The 17668-nt window shown below is 53.9% G+C and carries 15 protein-coding genes; 14 read left to right on the forward strand and 1 reads right to left on the reverse strand.

All coding sequences use genetic code 11. The features are described 5' to 3' along the window. Positions 1-462: 462 nt before the first annotated feature. From lrhA to nuoN, 14 genes are all read left to right on the forward strand, one after another. Entirely contained in the window at positions 463-1401 is a 939-nt protein-coding gene (lrhA, locus tag E0D98_RS13470) for a transcriptional regulator LrhA (RefSeq protein WP_000622286.1), read from the forward strand. Positions 1402-2031: 630 nt separating this feature from the next. After that, positions 2032-2475 carry an NADH-quinone oxidoreductase subunit NuoA gene (nuoA, locus tag E0D98_RS13475; protein ID WP_000062997.1) on the forward strand — a complete coding sequence of 148 codons (444 nt, stop codon included), beginning with the start codon at positions 2032-2034 and terminating at the stop codon, positions 2473-2475. A 15-nt stretch (positions 2476-2490) separates the two neighbouring features. Further along, positions 2491-3153 (forward strand): NADH-quinone oxidoreductase subunit NuoB, encoded by a 663-nt coding sequence (gene nuoB / locus E0D98_RS13480; RefSeq protein WP_000386733.1) that lies wholly within the window; start codon positions 2491-2493, stop codon positions 3151-3153. 93 nt (positions 3154-3246) lie between these two features. After that, positions 3247-5049 carry an NADH-quinone oxidoreductase subunit C/D gene (gene nuoC / locus E0D98_RS13485; RefSeq protein WP_000247878.1) on the forward strand — a complete coding sequence of 601 codons (1803 nt, stop codon included), beginning with the start codon at positions 3247-3249 and terminating at the stop codon, positions 5047-5049. Positions 5050-5051: 2 nt separating this feature from the next. Beyond that, the gene (nuoE, locus tag E0D98_RS13490; RefSeq protein WP_000545042.1) at positions 5052-5552 is read left to right on the forward strand and encodes an NADH-quinone oxidoreductase subunit NuoE; all 501 of its coding nucleotides are present in this window, start codon (positions 5052-5054) and stop codon (positions 5550-5552) included. Next, on the forward strand, positions 5549-6886 hold the full coding sequence (gene nuoF / locus E0D98_RS13495) for an NADH-quinone oxidoreductase subunit NuoF (RefSeq protein WP_047086689.1): 1338 nt from the start codon (positions 5549-5551) through the stop codon (positions 6884-6886). The genes nuoE and nuoF overlap by 4 nt, the downstream gene beginning before the upstream one ends. A 52-nt stretch (positions 6887-6938) precedes the next feature. Then, positions 6939-9665 (forward strand): NADH-quinone oxidoreductase subunit NuoG, encoded by a 2727-nt coding sequence (gene nuoG / locus E0D98_RS13500; protein WP_001299497.1) that lies wholly within the window; start codon positions 6939-6941, stop codon positions 9663-9665. Next, on the forward strand, positions 9662-10639 hold the full coding sequence (gene nuoH / locus E0D98_RS13505) for an NADH-quinone oxidoreductase subunit NuoH (RefSeq protein WP_000118507.1): 978 nt from the start codon (positions 9662-9664) through the stop codon (positions 10637-10639). The genes nuoG and nuoH overlap by 4 nt, the downstream gene beginning before the upstream one ends. Positions 10640-10653: 14 nt before the next feature. Then, positions 10654-11196 (forward strand): NADH-quinone oxidoreductase subunit NuoI, encoded by a 543-nt coding sequence (nuoI, locus tag E0D98_RS13510; protein WP_000172749.1) that lies wholly within the window; start codon positions 10654-10656, stop codon positions 11194-11196. 11 nt (positions 11197-11207) lie between these two features. Further along, positions 11208-11762: an NADH-quinone oxidoreductase subunit J gene (gene nuoJ, locus E0D98_RS13515; RefSeq protein ID WP_000393511.1), complete on the forward strand. Its 555-nt coding sequence runs from the start codon at positions 11208-11210 to the stop codon at positions 11760-11762. Then, the gene (nuoK, locus tag E0D98_RS13520) at positions 11759-12061 is read left to right on the forward strand and encodes an NADH-quinone oxidoreductase subunit NuoK (protein WP_000612644.1); all 303 of its coding nucleotides are present in this window, start codon (positions 11759-11761) and stop codon (positions 12059-12061) included. Before nuoJ ends, nuoK begins: the two co-directional genes overlap by 4 nt. Continuing rightward, positions 12058-13899 (forward strand): NADH-quinone oxidoreductase subunit L, encoded by a 1842-nt coding sequence (nuoL, locus tag E0D98_RS13525; RefSeq protein ID WP_131890693.1) that lies wholly within the window; start codon positions 12058-12060, stop codon positions 13897-13899. The genes nuoK and nuoL overlap by 4 nt, the downstream gene beginning before the upstream one ends. 163 nt (positions 13900-14062) lie before the next feature. Then, complete coding sequence (nuoM, locus tag E0D98_RS13530) at positions 14063-15592, forward strand: NADH-quinone oxidoreductase subunit M (RefSeq protein WP_000926441.1); 1530 nt, start codon at positions 14063-14065, stop codon at positions 15590-15592. Positions 15593-15598: 6 nt separating this feature from the next. Then, a complete protein-coding gene (gene nuoN / locus E0D98_RS13535; protein ID WP_000156701.1) occupies positions 15599-17056 on the forward strand; it encodes an NADH-quinone oxidoreductase subunit NuoN in 1458 nt (485 codons plus the stop codon). A gap of 66 nt (positions 17057-17122) precedes the next feature. Here nuoN and E0D98_RS13540 read toward each other — a convergent pair whose 3' ends face one another. Next, positions 17123-17626, reverse strand: coding sequence for a YfbM family protein (locus E0D98_RS13540; protein ID WP_000525365.1), 504 nt, complete (start codon positions 17624-17626; stop codon positions 17123-17125). Positions 17627-17668: the final 42 nt, after the last annotated feature.

Consider the following 17668-nt stretch of genomic DNA (forward strand, 5'->3'; position numbering starts at 1 on the left):
GAAGATTACTTTGCCTAACATAACATAACTTTGCATCAGATAATTCGCAATGACCCTTATAAATAAAAGGTTTTTGGGGTAAAATGCTCGCATAAATGACGGATCCCTGCTCTTGATGCCGCCTCACCATTGCTGTTTGTACGTGTTCGCGTATGACCAGCGATGCTGCACGAGAGTGGAACAAGGACTCACATTTACATTTATACAAACACGCGCATGTCATAAATAGAAAAGAGTGAGTAACTTAATAGATATGCGATCCCTGAAGATATATTCTGTGATCTACTTCAGGCATTATAACGGAACAATGTGAGTCGCTTTTTTAGTGCAACTCATATGCATTTTTACTTTCGTCCGGGTTCCGGAGGAAACTGCCAGGGAGGCACATTACAAATGGAATTGCTTGTTTGTGTGTGCACAGCATTAACCAGCTCAGTATGAGCCGCCAGTAAGTGATAATATATGATAAGTGCAAATCGTCCGATAATTAACCTCGACCTCGATCTGCTGAGAACATTTGTTGCTGTTGCCGATCTGAACACTTTTGCTGCCGCAGCTGCCGCTGTGTGTCGTACTCAGTCCGCCGTAAGTCAGCAAATGCAGCGTCTGGAACAACTCGTTGGGAAAGAACTGTTCGCTCGTCACGGTCGCAACAAACTGTTAACTGAACATGGCATTCAACTTCTTGGTTACGCCAGGAAAATCCTGCGTTTTAATGATGAGGCCTGCTCATCATTAATGTTCAGTAATCTTCAGGGCGTGTTAACTATCGGTGCTTCAGATGAATCTGCCGATACGATCTTACCTTTCCTGTTAAATCGCGTGAGTTCGGTTTATCCGAAATTAGCGCTGGATGTCCGCGTTAAACGTAATGCCTATATGGCAGAAATGCTGGAATCCCAGGAAGTGGATTTGATGGTAACCACCCATCGTCCTTCAGCGTTTAAGGCATTGAACCTGCGTACCTCGCCAACACACTGGTACTGCGCAGCGGAATACGTATTGCAAAAAGGCGAGCCGATCCCTCTTGTATTGCTGGATGATCCAAGTCCGTTTCGCGATATGGTGCTGGCGACGCTTAATAAAGCAGATATTCCATGGCGACTGGCTTATGTCGCCTCGACGCTTCCGGCCGTTCGTGCGGCAGTGAAAGCCGGTCTTGGCGTGACGGCAAGGCCGGTTGAGATGATGAGCCCGGACCTGCGTGTGCTGAGTGGAGTAGATGGCTTACCGCCGCTACCTGATACCGAATATTTGCTGTGCTATGACCCGTCCAGTAATAATGAGCTGGCCCAGGTGATCTATCAGGCGATGGAGAGCTACCATAATCCGTGGCAATACAGCCCAATGTCTGCTCCGGAAGGGGATGATTCATTGTTGATTGAAAGGGATATCGAGTAATCGACGGACGATAGATAATTCCTGAGACAATAGTGTAAAAAACGAGCCGCTGGGGGTGTTTTAAACCCCAGCGGCTTTTTTTTAGTAAAAATCCTTCCTCGCATAGTGCAGAACGTACAAAACTGTTCATTTTTCAATCACCAGAGATTCACGTCCCGAACGCACAAATAATCGCCTGAAAAAAATCACCTGCTACAATGATGTTAAAAAATACGTAAATTTGTTGCTGCGTTTTTGTTATGGAATGACAAAAGCGTGTCACAGATCAAGAAAATACTCTCTTTTGGGGGGAGGAATCGACACAAATTCCTGTCAAAATAGACCCGTATTTTTTCCATTGCTTCACAACGGACACGATTCAACAACATCTAATTATCCTGGAGTCGTCAAGGATCTGGGGTGAAAGGGCATTAAATGCTAATGGTGTTGATATTATGTAAACTAATGTGAAGAAACTTTTGTTAAAGTTGACAAAAGGTTATAGAAAGGAGTAAAAGACCACATCAATTAGCTGTATAAAAGAATTTCTACAGTGATTGTAAGGTTTTTTTTATTCCTCCCCATGAATCGATGTGGCGTCCATCTGCCGTGAAGAGCAGTGAATCTGGCGCTACTTTTGATGAGTAAGCAATGAGTATGTCAACATCCACTGAAGTCATCGCTCATCACTGGGCATTCGCTATCTTTCTTATCGTTGCCATTGGCCTGTGTTGCCTGATGCTGGTAGGCGGTTGGTTTTTAGGCGGTCGCGCACGCGCGAGGTCGAAAAACGTGCCGTTTGAATCCGGTATCGACTCGGTCGGCTCCGCCCGCTTACGCCTGTCCGCCAAGTTTTATCTGGTGGCCATGTTCTTCGTTATCTTCGACGTTGAAGCGCTGTATCTGTTCGCATGGTCAACCTCTATCCGCGAAAGCGGCTGGGTAGGCTTTGTGGAAGCTGCAATTTTTATTTTTGTGTTACTGGCAGGTCTGGTTTATCTGGTGCGTATTGGCGCGCTGGACTGGACGCCCGCGCGTTCACGCCGCGAGCGTATGAACCCGGAAACGAACAGTATCGCTAATCGTCAACGCTAACCGCGAGGCATTAAGATGGATTATACGCTCACCCGCATAGATCCCAACGGTGAGAACGACCGTTACCCCCTGCAAAAGCAGGAGATCGTAACCGACCCTCTGGAGCAAGAAGTTAACAAAAACGTGTTTATGGGCAAGCTCAATGACATGGTTAACTGGGGTCGTAAAAACTCAATTTGGCCGTATAACTTCGGTCTTTCCTGCTGTTACGTTGAGATGGTGACTTCGTTTACCGCGGTGCATGACGTGGCGCGTTTTGGCGCAGAAGTATTGCGTGCTTCGCCGCGTCAGGCTGACCTGATGGTGGTTGCAGGAACCTGCTTTACCAAAATGGCACCGGTTATTCAGCGTCTGTATGACCAGATGCTGGAACCAAAATGGGTTATCTCAATGGGTGCCTGTGCCAACTCCGGCGGTATGTACGATATTTATTCCGTTGTGCAGGGCGTCGATAAATTCATCCCGGTTGATGTGTATATCCCGGGCTGCCCGCCGCGTCCTGAAGCGTACATGCAGGCACTGATGCTGTTGCAGGAATCTATCGGCAAAGAACGTCGTCCGCTCTCCTGGGTGGTTGGCGATCAGGGCGTTTATCGCGCCAATATGCAATCAGAGCGCGAACGCAAGCGCGGTGAACGCATTGCCGTAACCAACCTGCGTACACCTGACGAGATTTAATTTGCGCCTGTCGGCAAAGGGATTTTTCTTCGCTTATTCCTAAATCTATTTCGCGAAGCTTACTGCGCCGACAGTCACCACGGACCATTTGCAATGGTGAACAATATGACCGACTTAACCGCGCAAGAACCCGCCTGGCAGACCCGCGATCATCTTGATGATCCGGTGATTGGCGAACTGCGCAACCGTTTTGGGCCGGATGCCTTTACTGTTCAGGCGACTCGCACCGGGGTTCCCGTTGTGTGGATCAAGCGTGAACAATTACTGGAAGTTGGCGATTTCTTAAAGAAACTGCCGAAACCTTACGTCATGCTGTTTGACTTACACGGCATGGACGAACGTCTGCGCACACACCGCGAAGGGTTACCTGCCGCGGATTTTTCCGTTTTCTACCATCTGATTTCTATCGATCGTAACCGCGACATCATGCTGAAGGTGGCGCTGGCAGAAAACGACCTGCACGTACCGACCTTCACCAAACTGTTCCCGAACGCTAACTGGTATGAGCGTGAAACCTGGGATCTGTTTGGCATTACTTTCGACGGTCACCCGAACCTGCGCCGCATCATGATGCCGCAAACCTGGAAAGGTCACCCGCTGCGTAAAGATTACCCGGCGCGCGCTACCGAATTCTCGCCGTTTGAGCTGACCAAAGCCAAACAGGATCTGGAGATGGAAGCCCTGACCTTCAAACCGGAAGAGTGGGGGATGAAGCGCGGCACCGAAAACGAGGACTTCATGTTCCTCAACCTCGGTCCGAACCACCCGTCGGCGCACGGGGCTTTCCGTATCGTTTTACAACTCGACGGCGAAGAGATTGTCGACTGCGTACCAGACATCGGCTACCACCACCGTGGTGCGGAGAAAATGGGCGAGCGCCAGTCCTGGCACAGCTACATTCCGTATACCGACCGTATTGAATACCTCGGCGGCTGCGTTAACGAAATGCCTTACGTGCTGGCGGTAGAGAAACTGGCCGGGATCACCGTGCCGGATCGCGTTAACGTCATTCGCGTTATGCTCTCCGAACTGTTCCGTATCAACAGCCACCTGCTGTACATCTCGACCTTTATTCAGGACGTCGGCGCAATGACGCCCGTGTTCTTCGCCTTTACCGATCGTCAGAAAATTTACGATCTGGTGGAAGCGATCACGGGTTTCCGTATGCACCCGGCGTGGTTCCGTATTGGCGGCGTAGCGCACGACCTGCCGCGCGGCTGGGATCGCCTGCTGCGTGAGTTCCTCGACTGGATGCCGAAACGTCTGGCGTCTTACGAGAAAGCGGCGCTGCAAAATACCATTCTGAAAGGTCGTTCCCAGGGCGTTGCCGCCTATGGCGCGAAAGAGGCGCTGGAGTGGGGCACCACTGGCGCGGGCCTGCGTGCTACCGGGATCGACTTCGACGTGCGTAAGGCGCGTCCTTATTCTGGCTATGAAAACTTCGACTTTGAAATCCCGGTTGGTGGTGGTGTTTCTGACTGCTACACCCGCGTAATGCTGAAAGTGGAAGAGCTGCGCCAGAGTCTGCGCATTCTTGAGCAGTGCCTCAACAACATGCCGGAAGGCCCGTTCAAAGCGGATCACCCGCTGACCACGCCGCCGCCGAAAGAGCGCACGCTGCAACATATCGAAACCCTGATCACCCACTTCCTGCAAGTGTCGTGGGGGCCGGTGATGCCTGCCAATGAATCTTTCCAGATGATTGAGGCGACCAAGGGGATCAACAGTTACTACCTGACCAGCGACGGTAGCACCATGAGTTATCGCACTCGTATCCGCACGCCGAGTTATGCGCATTTGCAGCAAATTCCGGCGGCGATCCGCGGCAGCCTGGTGTCTGACCTGATTGTTTATCTGGGCAGTATCGATTTTGTTATGTCAGATGTGGACCGCTAATTATGCACGAGAATCAACAACCACAAACCGAGGCTTTTGAGCTGAGTGCGGCAGAGCGTGAAGCGATTGAGCACGAGATGCACCACTACGAAGACCCGCGTGCGGCGTCCATTGAAGCGCTGAAAATCGTTCAGAAGCAGCGTGGCTGGGTGCCGGATGGTGCGATCCACGCGATCGCCGATGTGCTGGGTATTCCGGCAAGCGACGTCGAAGGTGTGGCAACGTTCTACAGCCAGATCTTCCGCCAGCCGGTTGGCCGCCATGTGATCCGTTATTGCGACAGCGTGGTCTGTCATATCAACGGTTACCAGGGTATTCAGGCGGCGCTCGAGAAAAAGCTAAACATCAAACCAGGGCAAACGACATTTGACGGTCGCTTTACGCTGCTGCCAACTTGCTGCCTGGGGAACTGTGATAAAGGGCCAAACATGATGATCGATGAGGATACTCACGCGCATCTGACCCCGGAAGCGATCCCTGAACTGCTGGAGCGGTATAAATGAAAAACATTATCCGTACTCCCGAAACGCATCCGCTGACCTGGCGTCTGCGCGATGACAAACAGCCAGTGTGGCTGGACGAATATCGCAGCAAAAACGGTTACGAAGGCGCGCGTAAGGCGCTGACCGGGCTGTCTCCGGACGAAATCGTTAATCAGGTAAAAGACGCTGGTCTGAAAGGGCGCGGTGGCGCGGGCTTTTCTACCGGCCTGAAATGGAGCCTGATGCCGAAAGACGAATCCATGAACATCCGTTACCTGCTGTGTAACGCCGATGAAATGGAGCCAGGCACCTATAAAGACCGCCTGCTGATGGAGCAACTGCCGCACCTGCTGGTGGAAGGTATGCTCATCTCCGCGTTTGCGCTGAAAGCTTACCGTGGCTACATCTTCCTGCGTGGCGAATATATCGAAGCGGCAGTAAATCTGCGCCGCGCCATTGCCGAAGCCACTGAAGCGGGCTTGCTTGGCAAAAACATTATGGGAACAGGTTTCGACTTCGAACTGTTCGTCCATACCGGGGCAGGGCGCTACATCTGCGGGGAAGAAACAGCGTTAATCAACTCCCTGGAAGGGCGTCGTGCTAACCCACGCTCGAAACCCCCCTTCCCGGCAACCTCCGGCGTATGGGGCAAACCGACCTGTGTCAACAACGTCGAAACCCTGTGTAACGTTCCGGCGATCCTCGCTAACGGCGTGGAGTGGTATCAGAACATCTCGAAAAGTAAAGATGCTGGCACCAAGCTGATGGGCTTCTCCGGTCGGGTGAAAAATCCGGGACTGTGGGAACTGCCGTTCGGCACCACCGCACGCGAGATCCTCGAAGATTACGCCGGTGGTATGCGTAATGGTCTGAAATTTAAAGCCTGGCAGCCAGGCGGCGCGGGGACTGACTTCCTGACCGAAGCGCACCTTGATCTGCCGATGGAATTCGAAAGTATCGGTAAAGCGGGAAGCCGTCTGGGTACGGCGCTGGCGATGGCGGTTGACCATGAGATCAACATGGTGTCGCTGGTGCGTAACCTGGAAGAGTTTTTCGCCCGTGAATCCTGCGGCTGGTGTACGCCGTGCCGCGACGGTCTGCCGTGGAGCGTGAAAATTCTGCGTGCGCTGGAGCGTGGTGAAGGTCAGCCGGGCGATATCGAAACACTTGAGCAACTGTGTCGATTCTTAGGCCCGGGTAAAACTTTCTGTGCCCACGCACCTGGTGCAGTGGAGCCGTTACAGAGCGCCATCAAATATTTCCGCGAAGAATTTGAGGCGGGAATCAAACAGCCGTTCAGCAATACCCATTTGATTAATGGGATTCAGCCGAACCTGCTGAAAGAGCGCTGGTAACCGAATTTCGATTAACGCTCGGTCCCTGACCGAGAAAACTGGAAGCATGCTAATGGCTACAATTCATGTAGACGGCAAAGAATACGAGGTCAACGGAGCGGACAACCTGCTGGAAGCTTGTCTGTCTCTGGGCCTTGATATTCCTTACTTTTGCTGGCATCCGGCGCTGGGAAGCGTCGGTGCTTGCCGCCAGTGTGCGGTGAAGCAATACCAAAACGCGGAAGACACGCGTGGTCGCCTGGTGATGTCCTGTATGACACCGGCTTCCGATGGCACCTTTATTTCCATTGACGACGAAGAAGCGAAACAGTTCCGTGAAAGTGTGGTCGAGTGGTTAATGACCAACCACCCGCACGACTGTCCGGTATGTGAAGAAGGCGGTAACTGCCATCTTCAGGATATGACCGTGATGACCGGACACAGCTTCCGTCGCTACCGTTTCACCAAACGTACCCACCGTAATCAGGATTTGGGGCCATTCATCTCTCACGAAATGAACCGCTGCATCGCCTGCTACCGCTGTGTGCGTTACTACAAAGATTACGCTGACGGTACAGATCTGGGCGTTTACGGTGCGCACGACAACGTCTACTTCGGTCGCCCGGAAGACGGCACGCTGGAAAGCGAATTTTCCGGTAACCTGGTCGAAATTTGCCCGACCGGCGTATTTACCGACAAAACGCACTCCGAGCGTTACAACCGTAAATGGGATATGCAGTTTGCGCCGAGCATCTGCCAGCAATGTTCCATCGGCTGTAACATCAGCCCCGGTGAACGTTACGGCGAACTGCGTCGTATCGAAAACCGTTACAACGGTACGGTAAACCACTACTTCCTCTGCGACCGTGGTCGTTTCGGTTACGGTTACGTCAACCTGAAGGATCGTCCGCGTCAGCCAGTACAGCGTCGTGGCGATGATTTCATTACCCTCAACGCCGAACAGGCAATGCAGGGCGCGGCAGATATTCTGCGTCAGTCGAAGAAAGTGATCGGTATTGGTTCTCCGCGTGCCAGCGTGGAAAGCAACTTTGCGCTGCGTGAACTGGTGGGCGAAGAAAACTTCTACACCGGTATCGCTCACGGTGAGCAGGAACGTCTGCAACTGGCGCTGAAAGTGCTGCGTGAAGGCGGCATTTATACTCCGGCTCTGCGCGAAATCGAATCTTACGATGCGGTACTGGTGCTGGGCGAAGACGTTACCCAGACCGGCGCGCGCGTCGCGCTGGCAGTGCGTCAGGCTGTGAAAGGTAAAGCGCGCGAAATGGCGGCAGCACAGAAAGTGGCTGACTGGCAGATTGCGGCAATCCTCAACATCGGTCAACGTGCGAAGCATCCGCTGTTTGTTACCAACGTTGATGACACCCGTCTGGATGATATCGCGGCGTGGACTTACCGCGCACCGGTTGAAGATCAGGCGCGTTTAGGTTTTGCCATCGCCCATGCGCTGGATAACTCTGCGCCAGCGGTTGACGGTATCGAACCTGAGCTGCAAAGCAAAATCGACGTCATCGTGCAGGCACTGGCAGGTGCGAAGAAACCGTTGATTATCTCCGGGACGAACGCCGGTAGCATAGAGGTGATTCAGGCTGCGGCTAACGTCGCGAAAGCCCTGAAAGGTCGCGGCGCTGACGTTGGTATCACCATGATTGCCCGTTCCGTCAACAGCATGGGGCTGGGCATTATGGGTGGCGGTTCGCTTGAAGAAGCGTTGACCGAACTGGAAACCGGACGCGCCGACGCGGTGGTGGTGCTGGAAAACGATCTGCATCGTCACGCTTCCGCTACCCGCGTGAATGCTGCGCTGGCTAAAGCGCCGCTGGTGATGGTGGTTGATCATCAACGCACAGCGATTATGGAAAACGCCCATCTGGTACTTTCTGCTGCCAGCTTTGCTGAAAGCGACGGTACGGTGATCAACAACGAAGGCCGCGCCCAACGTTTCTTCCAGGTTTACGATCCTGCTTATTACGACAGCAAAACTGTCATGCTGGAAAGCTGGCGCTGGTTACACTCGCTGCACAGCACCCTGCTGAGCCGTGAAGTGGACTGGACGCAGCTCGACCATGTGATTGACGCTGTTGTGGCGAAAATCCCGGAACTGGCAGGTATCAAAGATGCTGCGCCGGATGCGACATTCCGTATTCGTGGGCAGAAACTGGCCCGTGAACCGCACCGTTACAGCGGTCGTACCGCCATGCGCGCCAATATCAGCGTTCATGAGCCGCGTCAGCCGCAGGATATTGACACCATGTTCACCTTCTCGATGGAAGGTAACAACCAGCCGACCGCGCACCGTTCGCAAGTGCCGTTTGCCTGGGCGCCGGGCTGGAACTCCCCGCAGGCGTGGAACAAATTCCAGGACGAAGTGGGCGGCAAACTGCGCTTTGGCGATCCGGGCGTGCGTCTGTTTGAAACCAGCGAAAATGGTCTGGATTACTTCACCAGCGTACCGGCACGCTTCCAGCCGCAGGACGGGAAATGGCGTATCGCGCCGTATTACCACCTGTTTGGCAGCGATGAATTGTCACAGCGTGCTCCGGTCTTCCAGAGCCGTATGCCGCAGCCGTACATCAAACTCAACCCAGCGGATGCCGCGAAGTTGGGCGTGAACGCAGGCGCTCGCGTCTCCTTTAGTTACGATGGCAACACGGTCACGCTGCCGGTTGAAATCGCTGAAGGGCTGACGGCAGGGCAGGTGGGTTTGCCGATGGGTATGTCCGGCATTGCTCCGGTGCTGGCTGGCGCGCATCTTGAGGATCTCAAGGAGGCACAACAATGAGTTGGATATCACCGGAACTGATTGAGATCCTGCTGACCATCCTCAAAGCGGTGGTGATCCTGCTGGTGGTTGTCACCTGCGGGGCATTCATGAGCTTTGGCGAACGTCGCCTGCTGGGTCTGTTCCAGAACCGTTACGGACCTAACCGTGTTGGCTGGGGCGGTTCGCTCCAGCTGGTTGCGGACATGATCAAAATGTTCTTTAAAGAAGACTGGATCCCGAAATTCTCGGATCGCGTCATCTTTACCCTGGCACCGATGATTGCCTTTACCTCGCTGCTGCTGGCCTTTGCGATTGTGCCAGTCAGTCCGGGTTGGGTGGTTGCCGACCTGAACATCGGGATTTTGTTCTTCCTGATGATGGCAGGTCTGGCGGTTTACGCGGTGCTGTTTGCGGGCTGGTCAAGTAACAACAAATACTCGTTGCTGGGTGCGATGCGTGCTTCTGCGCAGACCCTGAGCTACGAAGTGTTCCTCGGGCTTTCCCTGATGGGCGTGGTGGCGCAGGCCGGTTCATTCAACATGACCGACATCGTCAACAGCCAGGCGCATGTGTGGAACGTTATCCCGCAATTCTTTGGTTTTATTACCTTTGCCATCGCGGGCGTGGCGGTATGTCACCGTCACCCGTTTGACCAGCCGGAAGCCGAGCAGGAACTGGCGGATGGTTACCACATTGAATATTCCGGTATGAAGTTCGGTCTGTTCTTCGTGGGTGAGTACATCGGGATTGTGACCATCTCTGCATTGATGGTGACGCTGTTCTTCGGTGGCTGGCAAGGCCCGTTGTTACCGCCATTCATCTGGTTCGCGCTGAAAACCGCGTTCTTTATGATGATGTTCATTTTGATTCGTGCGTCGTTACCGCGTCCGCGTTATGACCAGGTAATGTCCTTCGGCTGGAAAATCTGCCTGCCGCTGACGCTGATCAACTTGCTGGTAACGGCGGCTGTCATTCTCTGGCAGGCGCAATAAGGGGCAATAAGACCATGACCTTAAAAGAATTGTTAGTAGGTTTCGGCACCCAGGTTCGTAGTATCTGGATGATCGGCCTGCACGCGTTCGCCAAACGCGAAACGCGAATGTACCCGGAAGAGCCGGTCTATCTGCCGCCCCGTTATCGTGGTCGTATCGTTCTGACCCGCGACCCGGACGGCGAAGAGCGTTGCGTAGCCTGTAACCTCTGCGCGGTAGCCTGCCCGGTCGGCTGTATCTCGCTGCAAAAAGCAGAAACCAAAGACGGTCGCTGGTACCCGGAATTTTTCCGCATCAACTTCTCACGCTGCATTTTCTGTGGTCTGTGCGAAGAAGCCTGTCCGACCACGGCGATTCAGTTAACCCCGGATTTCGAAATGGGGGAATACAAGCGCCAGGATCTGGTTTACGAAAAAGAGGATCTGCTGATCTCCGGTCCGGGCAAATACCCGGAATATAACTTCTACCGGATGGCAGGTATGGCAATCGACGGCAAAGATAAGGGCGAAGCAGAGAACGAAGCCAAGCCTATCGACGTCAAGAGCCTGTTACCGTAAGGAGAGGGGCAATGGAGTTCGCTTTTTATATCTGTGGCCTGATAGCCATACTTGCGACCTTGCGAGTGATCACCCATACCAATCCGGTACACGCACTGCTGTACCTGATTATTTCGCTGCTGGCGATTTCCGGGGTGTTCTTCTCACTGGGCGCTTACTTCGCCGGTGCGCTGGAAATTATCGTCTACGCGGGTGCCATTATGGTGCTGTTCGTGTTCGTGGTGATGATGCTCAACCTGGGCGGTTCAGAAATCGAACAGGAACGCCAGTGGCTGAAACCGCAGGTGTGGATTGGTCCGGCAATTTTGTCGGCCATCATGCTGGTGGTGATTGTTTACGCCATCCTTGGTGTTAATGATCAGGGTATCGACGGTACGCCAATCAGTGCTAAAGCAGTGGGTATTACGCTGTTCGGGCCTTACGTACTGGCGGTGGAACTGGCTTCTATGCTGCTGCTCGCGGGTCTGGTTGTGGCCTTCCACGTCGGTCGTGAAGAGCGTGCGGGTGAAGTGCTGAGCAATCGTAAAGACGACAGCGCGAAAAGAAAAACGGAGGAGCACGCATGATCCCCTTACAACATGGACTGATCCTCGCGGCAATCTTATTCGTTCTTGGCTTAACCGGTCTGGTTATCCGTCGCAATCTGCTGTTTATGCTGATTGGTCTGGAAATCATGATTAACGCCTCCGCGCTGGCCTTTGTGGTCGCCGGAAGCTACTGGGGTCAGACCGACGGTCAGGTGATGTACATTCTCGCCATCAGCCTCGCGGCGGCAGAAGCGAGTATCGGCCTTGCGCTGCTGCTGCAACTTCACCGTCGTCGCCAGAACCTGAACATCGATTCAGTAAGTGAGATGCGCGGATGAACATGCTTGCCTTAACCATTATTTTGCCATTGATTGGCTTCGTCCTGCTGGCGTTCTCCCGTGGGCGCTGGTCTGAAAACGTTTCGGCGATCGTCGGCGTTGGCTCTGTGGGCCTGGCGGCGCTGGTAACCGCCTTTATCGGCGTTGATTTCTTCGCTAACGGCGAGCAGTCATACAGCCAGCCGCTGTGGACGTGGATGTCGGTAGGCGACTTTAACATCGGTTTTAACCTGGTGCTGGACGGCCTGTCGCTGACCATGCTCTCGGTGGTCACTGGTGTGGGTTTCCTTATTCACATGTACGCCTCCTGGTACATGCGCGGTGAAGAGGGCTACTCTCGCTTCTTCGCCTACACCAACCTGTTCATCGCCAGCATGGTAGTTCTGGTTCTCGCCGATAACCTGCTGCTGATGTACCTCGGCTGGGAAGGCGTGGGCCTGTGCTCCTATCTGCTGATCGGTTTCTATTACACCGATCCGAAGAATGGCGCAGCGGCAATGAAAGCGTTCGTCGTGACCCGTGTGGGTGACGTTTTCCTCGCTTTCGCACTGTTCATTCTTTACAACGAACTGGGCACCCTGAACTTCCGCGAAATGGTGGAACTGGCACCAGCGCACTTTGCTGACGGCAATAACATGCTGATGTGCGCGACGCTGATGCTGCTGGGCGGTGCGGTCGGTAAATCTGCGCAGTTGCCGTTGCAGACATGGCTTGCTGACGCGATGGCGGGCCCGACGCCTGTCTCCGCGCTGATCCACGCCGCAACGATGGTAACCGCGGGTGTCTACCTGATCGCCCGTACCCACGGCCTGTTCCTGATGACGCCGGAAGTTCTGCATCTGGTGGGTATTGTCGGGGCGGTTACGCTGCTGCTGGCCGGTTTTGCCGCGCTGGTACAGACCGACATCAAACGTGTTCTCGCTTACTCTACCATGAGCCAGATTGGCTACATGTTCCTCGCGCTTGGCGTGCAGGCATGGGATGCGGCGATTTTCCACTTGATGACTCACGCGTTCTTTAAAGCGCTGCTGTTCCTGGCATCCGGTTCCGTCATTCTGGCCTGCCATCACGAACAGAACATCTTCAAGATGGGCGGTCTGCGTAAATCTATTCCGCTGGTTTATCTCTGCTTCCTGGTGGGCGGCGCAGCACTGTCGGCACTACCGCTGGTCACTGCGGGCTTCTTCAGTAAGGATGAGATCCTCGCGGGTGCGATGGCGAATGGTCATATCAATCTGATGGTGGCAGGTCTGGTCGGTGCGTTTATGACCTCGCTCTACACCTTCCGTATGATTTTCATCGTCTTCCACGGAAAAGAACAAATTCACGCTCACGCCGTGAAAGGGGTAACTCACAGCCTGCCGCTGATTGTGCTGCTGATCCTTTCCACCTTCGTTGGCGCACTGATTGTACCGCCGCTGCAGGGCGTGCTTCCGCAAACGACGGAACTGGCGCACGGCAGCATGTTGACCCTGGAAATTACCTCTGGCGTGGTCGCGGTGGTCGGCATTCTGCTGGCAGCCTGGCTGTGGCTGGGTAAACGTACTCTGGTGACCTCCATCGCCAACAGTGCGCCGGGCCGTCTGCTGGGCACCTGGTGGTACAACGCCTGGGGATTTGACTGGCTGTATGACAAAGTGTTCGTCAAGCCGTTCCTGGGTATTGCCTGGTTGCTGAAACGCGATCCGCTGAACTCAATGATGAACATCCCGGCTGTCCTTTCCCGCTTTGCAGGTAAAGGTCTGCTGTTAAGTGAGAACGGCTATCTGCGCTGGTATGTGGCATCCATGAGCATCGGTGCGGTCGTGGTGCTGGCACTGTTGATGGTACTGCGTTGAGTTAAGGATTGTGGGATTGCCCCTGGGCATATAAGAACGTAGGTCGGATAAGCCGCCTTCGCGGTGCATCCGACACTACCCCCAGTCCGAAGAGAATTTTCTGTCGTGAGAATTCGTTGAAAATCCGGTCCTGACGGGACTTTTACAAGGAATAAAGATCGCCATGTTACTACCCTGGCTAATATTAATTCCCTTTATTGGCGGCTTCCTGTGCTGGCAGACCGAACGCTTTGGCGTCAAGGTGCCACGCTGGATCGCGCTGATCACCATGGGATTGACGCTGGCGCTGTCGCTGCAACTGTGGTTGCAGGGCGGTTATTCACTGACGCAATCCGCCGGAATTCCGCAGTGGCAGTCTGAATTCGACATGCCGTGGATCCCGCGTTTTGGTATCTCTATTCATCTCGCCATTGACGGGCTGTCGCTGCTGATGGTCGTGCTGACCGGTCTGCTCGGTGTGCTGGCGGTACTATGTTCGTGGAAAGAGATCGAAAAATATCAGGGCTTCTTCCACCTCAACCTGATGTGGATCCTGGGCGGCGTTATCGGCGTGTTCCTTGCCATCGACATGTTCCTGTTCTTCTTCTTCTGGGAAATGATGCTGGTGCCGATGTACTTCCTGATCGCACTGTGGGGGCATAAAGCCTCTGACGGTAAAACGCGTATCACGGCGGCAACCAAGTTCTTCATTTACACCCAGGCGAGTGGCCTGGTGATGTTGATTGCCATCCTGGCGCTGGTTTTTGTTCACTACAATGCGACCGGCGTCTGGACCTTCAACTATGAAGAGCTGCTGAATACGCCAATGTCCAGTGGTGTGGAATACCTGTTAATGCTGGGCTTCTTCATCGCCTTCGCAGTCAAAATGCCGGTGGTTCCGCTGCATGGCTGGCTGCCGGATGCGCACTCCCAGGCTCCGACCGCCGGTTCCGTTGACCTCGCGGGGATCTTGCTGAAAACTGCCGCTTACGGTTTGCTGCGTTTCTCCCTGCCGCTGTTCCCGAACGCGTCGGCAGAGTTCGCGCCAATTGCTATGTGGCTGGGTGTTATCGGCATCTTCTACGGTGCGTGGATGGCCTTCGCCCAGACCGATATCAAACGTCTGATCGCCTACACCTCGGTTTCCCACATGGGCTTCGTGCTGATTGCTATCTACACCGGCAGCCAGTTGGCCTACCAGGGCGCGGTAATCCAGATGATTGCGCACGGTTTGTCGGCGGCGGGTCTGTTTATTCTTTGTGGTCAGCTTTATGAACGTATCCATACCCGCGACATGCGCATGATGGGCGGTCTGTGGAGCAAGATGAAATGGCTGCCAGCACTGTCGCTGTTCTTTGCGGTGGCAACGCTTGGGATGCCTGGCACCGGTAACTTCGTCGGCGAATTTATGATTCTGTTCGGCAGCTTCCAGGTTGTCCCGGTGATTACCGTTATCTCTACCTTTGGGCTGGTCTTTGCATCTGTTTATTCGCTGGCGATGTTACATCGCGCTTACTTCGGTAAAGCGAAAAGCCAGATTGCCAGCCAGGAACTGCCAGGGATGTCGCTGCGTGAGCTGTTTATGATCCTGTTGCTGGTGGTGCTGCTGGTACTGCTGGGCTTCTATCCGCAGCCGATTCTGGATACCTCGCACTCCGCGATTGGCAATATCCAGCAGTGGTTTGTTAATTCCGTTACTACTACAAGGCCGTAAATCGCCATGACAATAACTCCACAAAACCTGATCGCACTGCTACCGTTGCTGATCGTCGGCTTGACGGTGGTGGTTGTGATGCTCTCCATTGCGTGGCGACGCAATCATTTCCTCAACGCTACGCTCTCGGTTATTGGGCTTAACGCGGCGCTGGTTTCGCTCTGGTTTGTCGGCCAGGCGGGCGCTATGGACGTTACGCCGCTGATGCGCGTTGATGGTTTCGCCATGCTTTACACCGGGCTGGTATTGTTGGCGAGCCTCGCCACCTGTACTTTCGCCTACCCGTGGCTTGAAGGCTATAACGACAACAAGGATGAGTTCTACCTGTTGGTGTTAATTGCCGCGCTGGGCGGGATCCTGCTGGCGAATGCCAACCATCTGGCGTCTTTGTTCCTCGGTATTGAACTGATCTCTTTGCCGCTGTTTGGCCTGGTCGGTTACGCTTTCCGCCAGAAACGTTCGCTGGAAGCCAGTATCAAATACACCATCCTTTCTGCCGCAGCGTCTTCTTTCCTGCTGTTTGGTATGGCGCTGGTGTATGCACAGTCTGGCGACCTGTCGTTTGTCGCGCTGGGTAAAAACCTCGGCGACGGTATGCTCAACGAGCCGCTGTTGCTGGCAGGTTTCGGACTGATGATTGTTGGCCTCGGCTTCAAACTCTCTCTGGTGCCGTTCCACCTGTGGACGCCAGACGTATACCAGGGCGCGCCTGCGCCGGTTTCCACTTTCCTGGCGACGGCGAGCAAAATCGCTATCTTCGGTGTGGTGATGCGTCTGTTCCTCTACGCACCAGTGGGTGACAGCGAAGCGATTCGGGTAGTGCTGGCGATTATCGCCTTTGCCTCTATCATCTTCGGTAACCTGATGGCGCTGAGCCAGACCAATATCAAACGTCTGCTCGGTTACTCATCTATCTCTCACCTCGGCTATCTGCTGGTGGCGCTGATTGCGCTGCAAACGGGCGAGATGTCGATGGAAGCGGTAGGAGTTTACCTGGCCGGTTATCTGTTCAGCAGCCTCGGCGCGTTCGGCGTGGTCAGCCTGATGTCCAGCCCGTACCGTGGCCCGGATGCTGATTCCCTGTTCTCTTACCGCGGTCTGTTCTGGCATCGCCCGATCCTCGCGGCGGTGATGACGGTGATGATGCTGTCTCTGGCCGGTATTCCGATGACGCTGGGCTTTATTGGTAAGTTCTACGTGCTGGCGGTCGGTGTCCAGGCACACTTGTGGTGGCTGGTGGGCGCCGTGGTTGTCGGTTCGGCAATCGGCCTTTACTACTACCTGCGCGTGGCGGTGAGCCTGTACCTGCACGCCCCGGAACAACCGGGTCGCGATGCACCGTCAAACTGGCAGTACAGCGCAGGCGGTATCGTGGTGCTGATCTCTGCACTGTTGGTACTGGTGCTGGGTGTATGGCCACAACCGCTGATTAGCATTGTGCGGTTAGCAATGCCGCTGATGTAAGCTATCAGTTTGTAAGTCAGAAAGCCGCCGACATGTTCGGCGGTTTTTTTTGGTGCCCTGACACCATCACCCAACAATAACCGTCAGCGCATGATTCCCTTGTCGCAGCATACGTCGATACGCGCTAATCAGCTTTTCCATATCAAGCATGATCGAAGCAAAGAGTTGCCCCTCTAACTCTTCTGAAAAGGTCACTCCCGGATAAATCTCCATTTCATTGAGTCGCTTAATGGAAAACTGTTTACGCAGCTCACTTCGATCCAGTGATTCCAGTCGGTCGATTGTCGCGGCTAACTCCTGATTCCAGGTCAATCCCAGGAAGCCATCTATGCCATCTTCGAGGCTGTGTTCACCAAGCACGGCACGACTCAGCGGATCATTCTTCGCGGGATCAAAAGCAGAGGTGCCTGTCAGCCCAAAGTGTAAAAAATCCCAGCGTTTATCAATATCCAGTCGGCGTAATCCTGAAAGCGTGTCATGTATATTATCCATCAAAGGTTTTTCAGTAGACTCAAGCAGTTGGTTAATCTTTTCTGAGTCAATTTCTGCAAAATAACCAATCATTCCCATTTATTTTTCCTCCATTGAATTTTATGTTTCGCATCTTAAAAC

Origin of the sequence: Escherichia sp. KCJ4928 (assembly GCF_004352695.1) — a bacterium.
Classification (GTDB): Bacteria; Pseudomonadota; Gammaproteobacteria; order Enterobacterales; family Enterobacteriaceae; genus ECMA0423.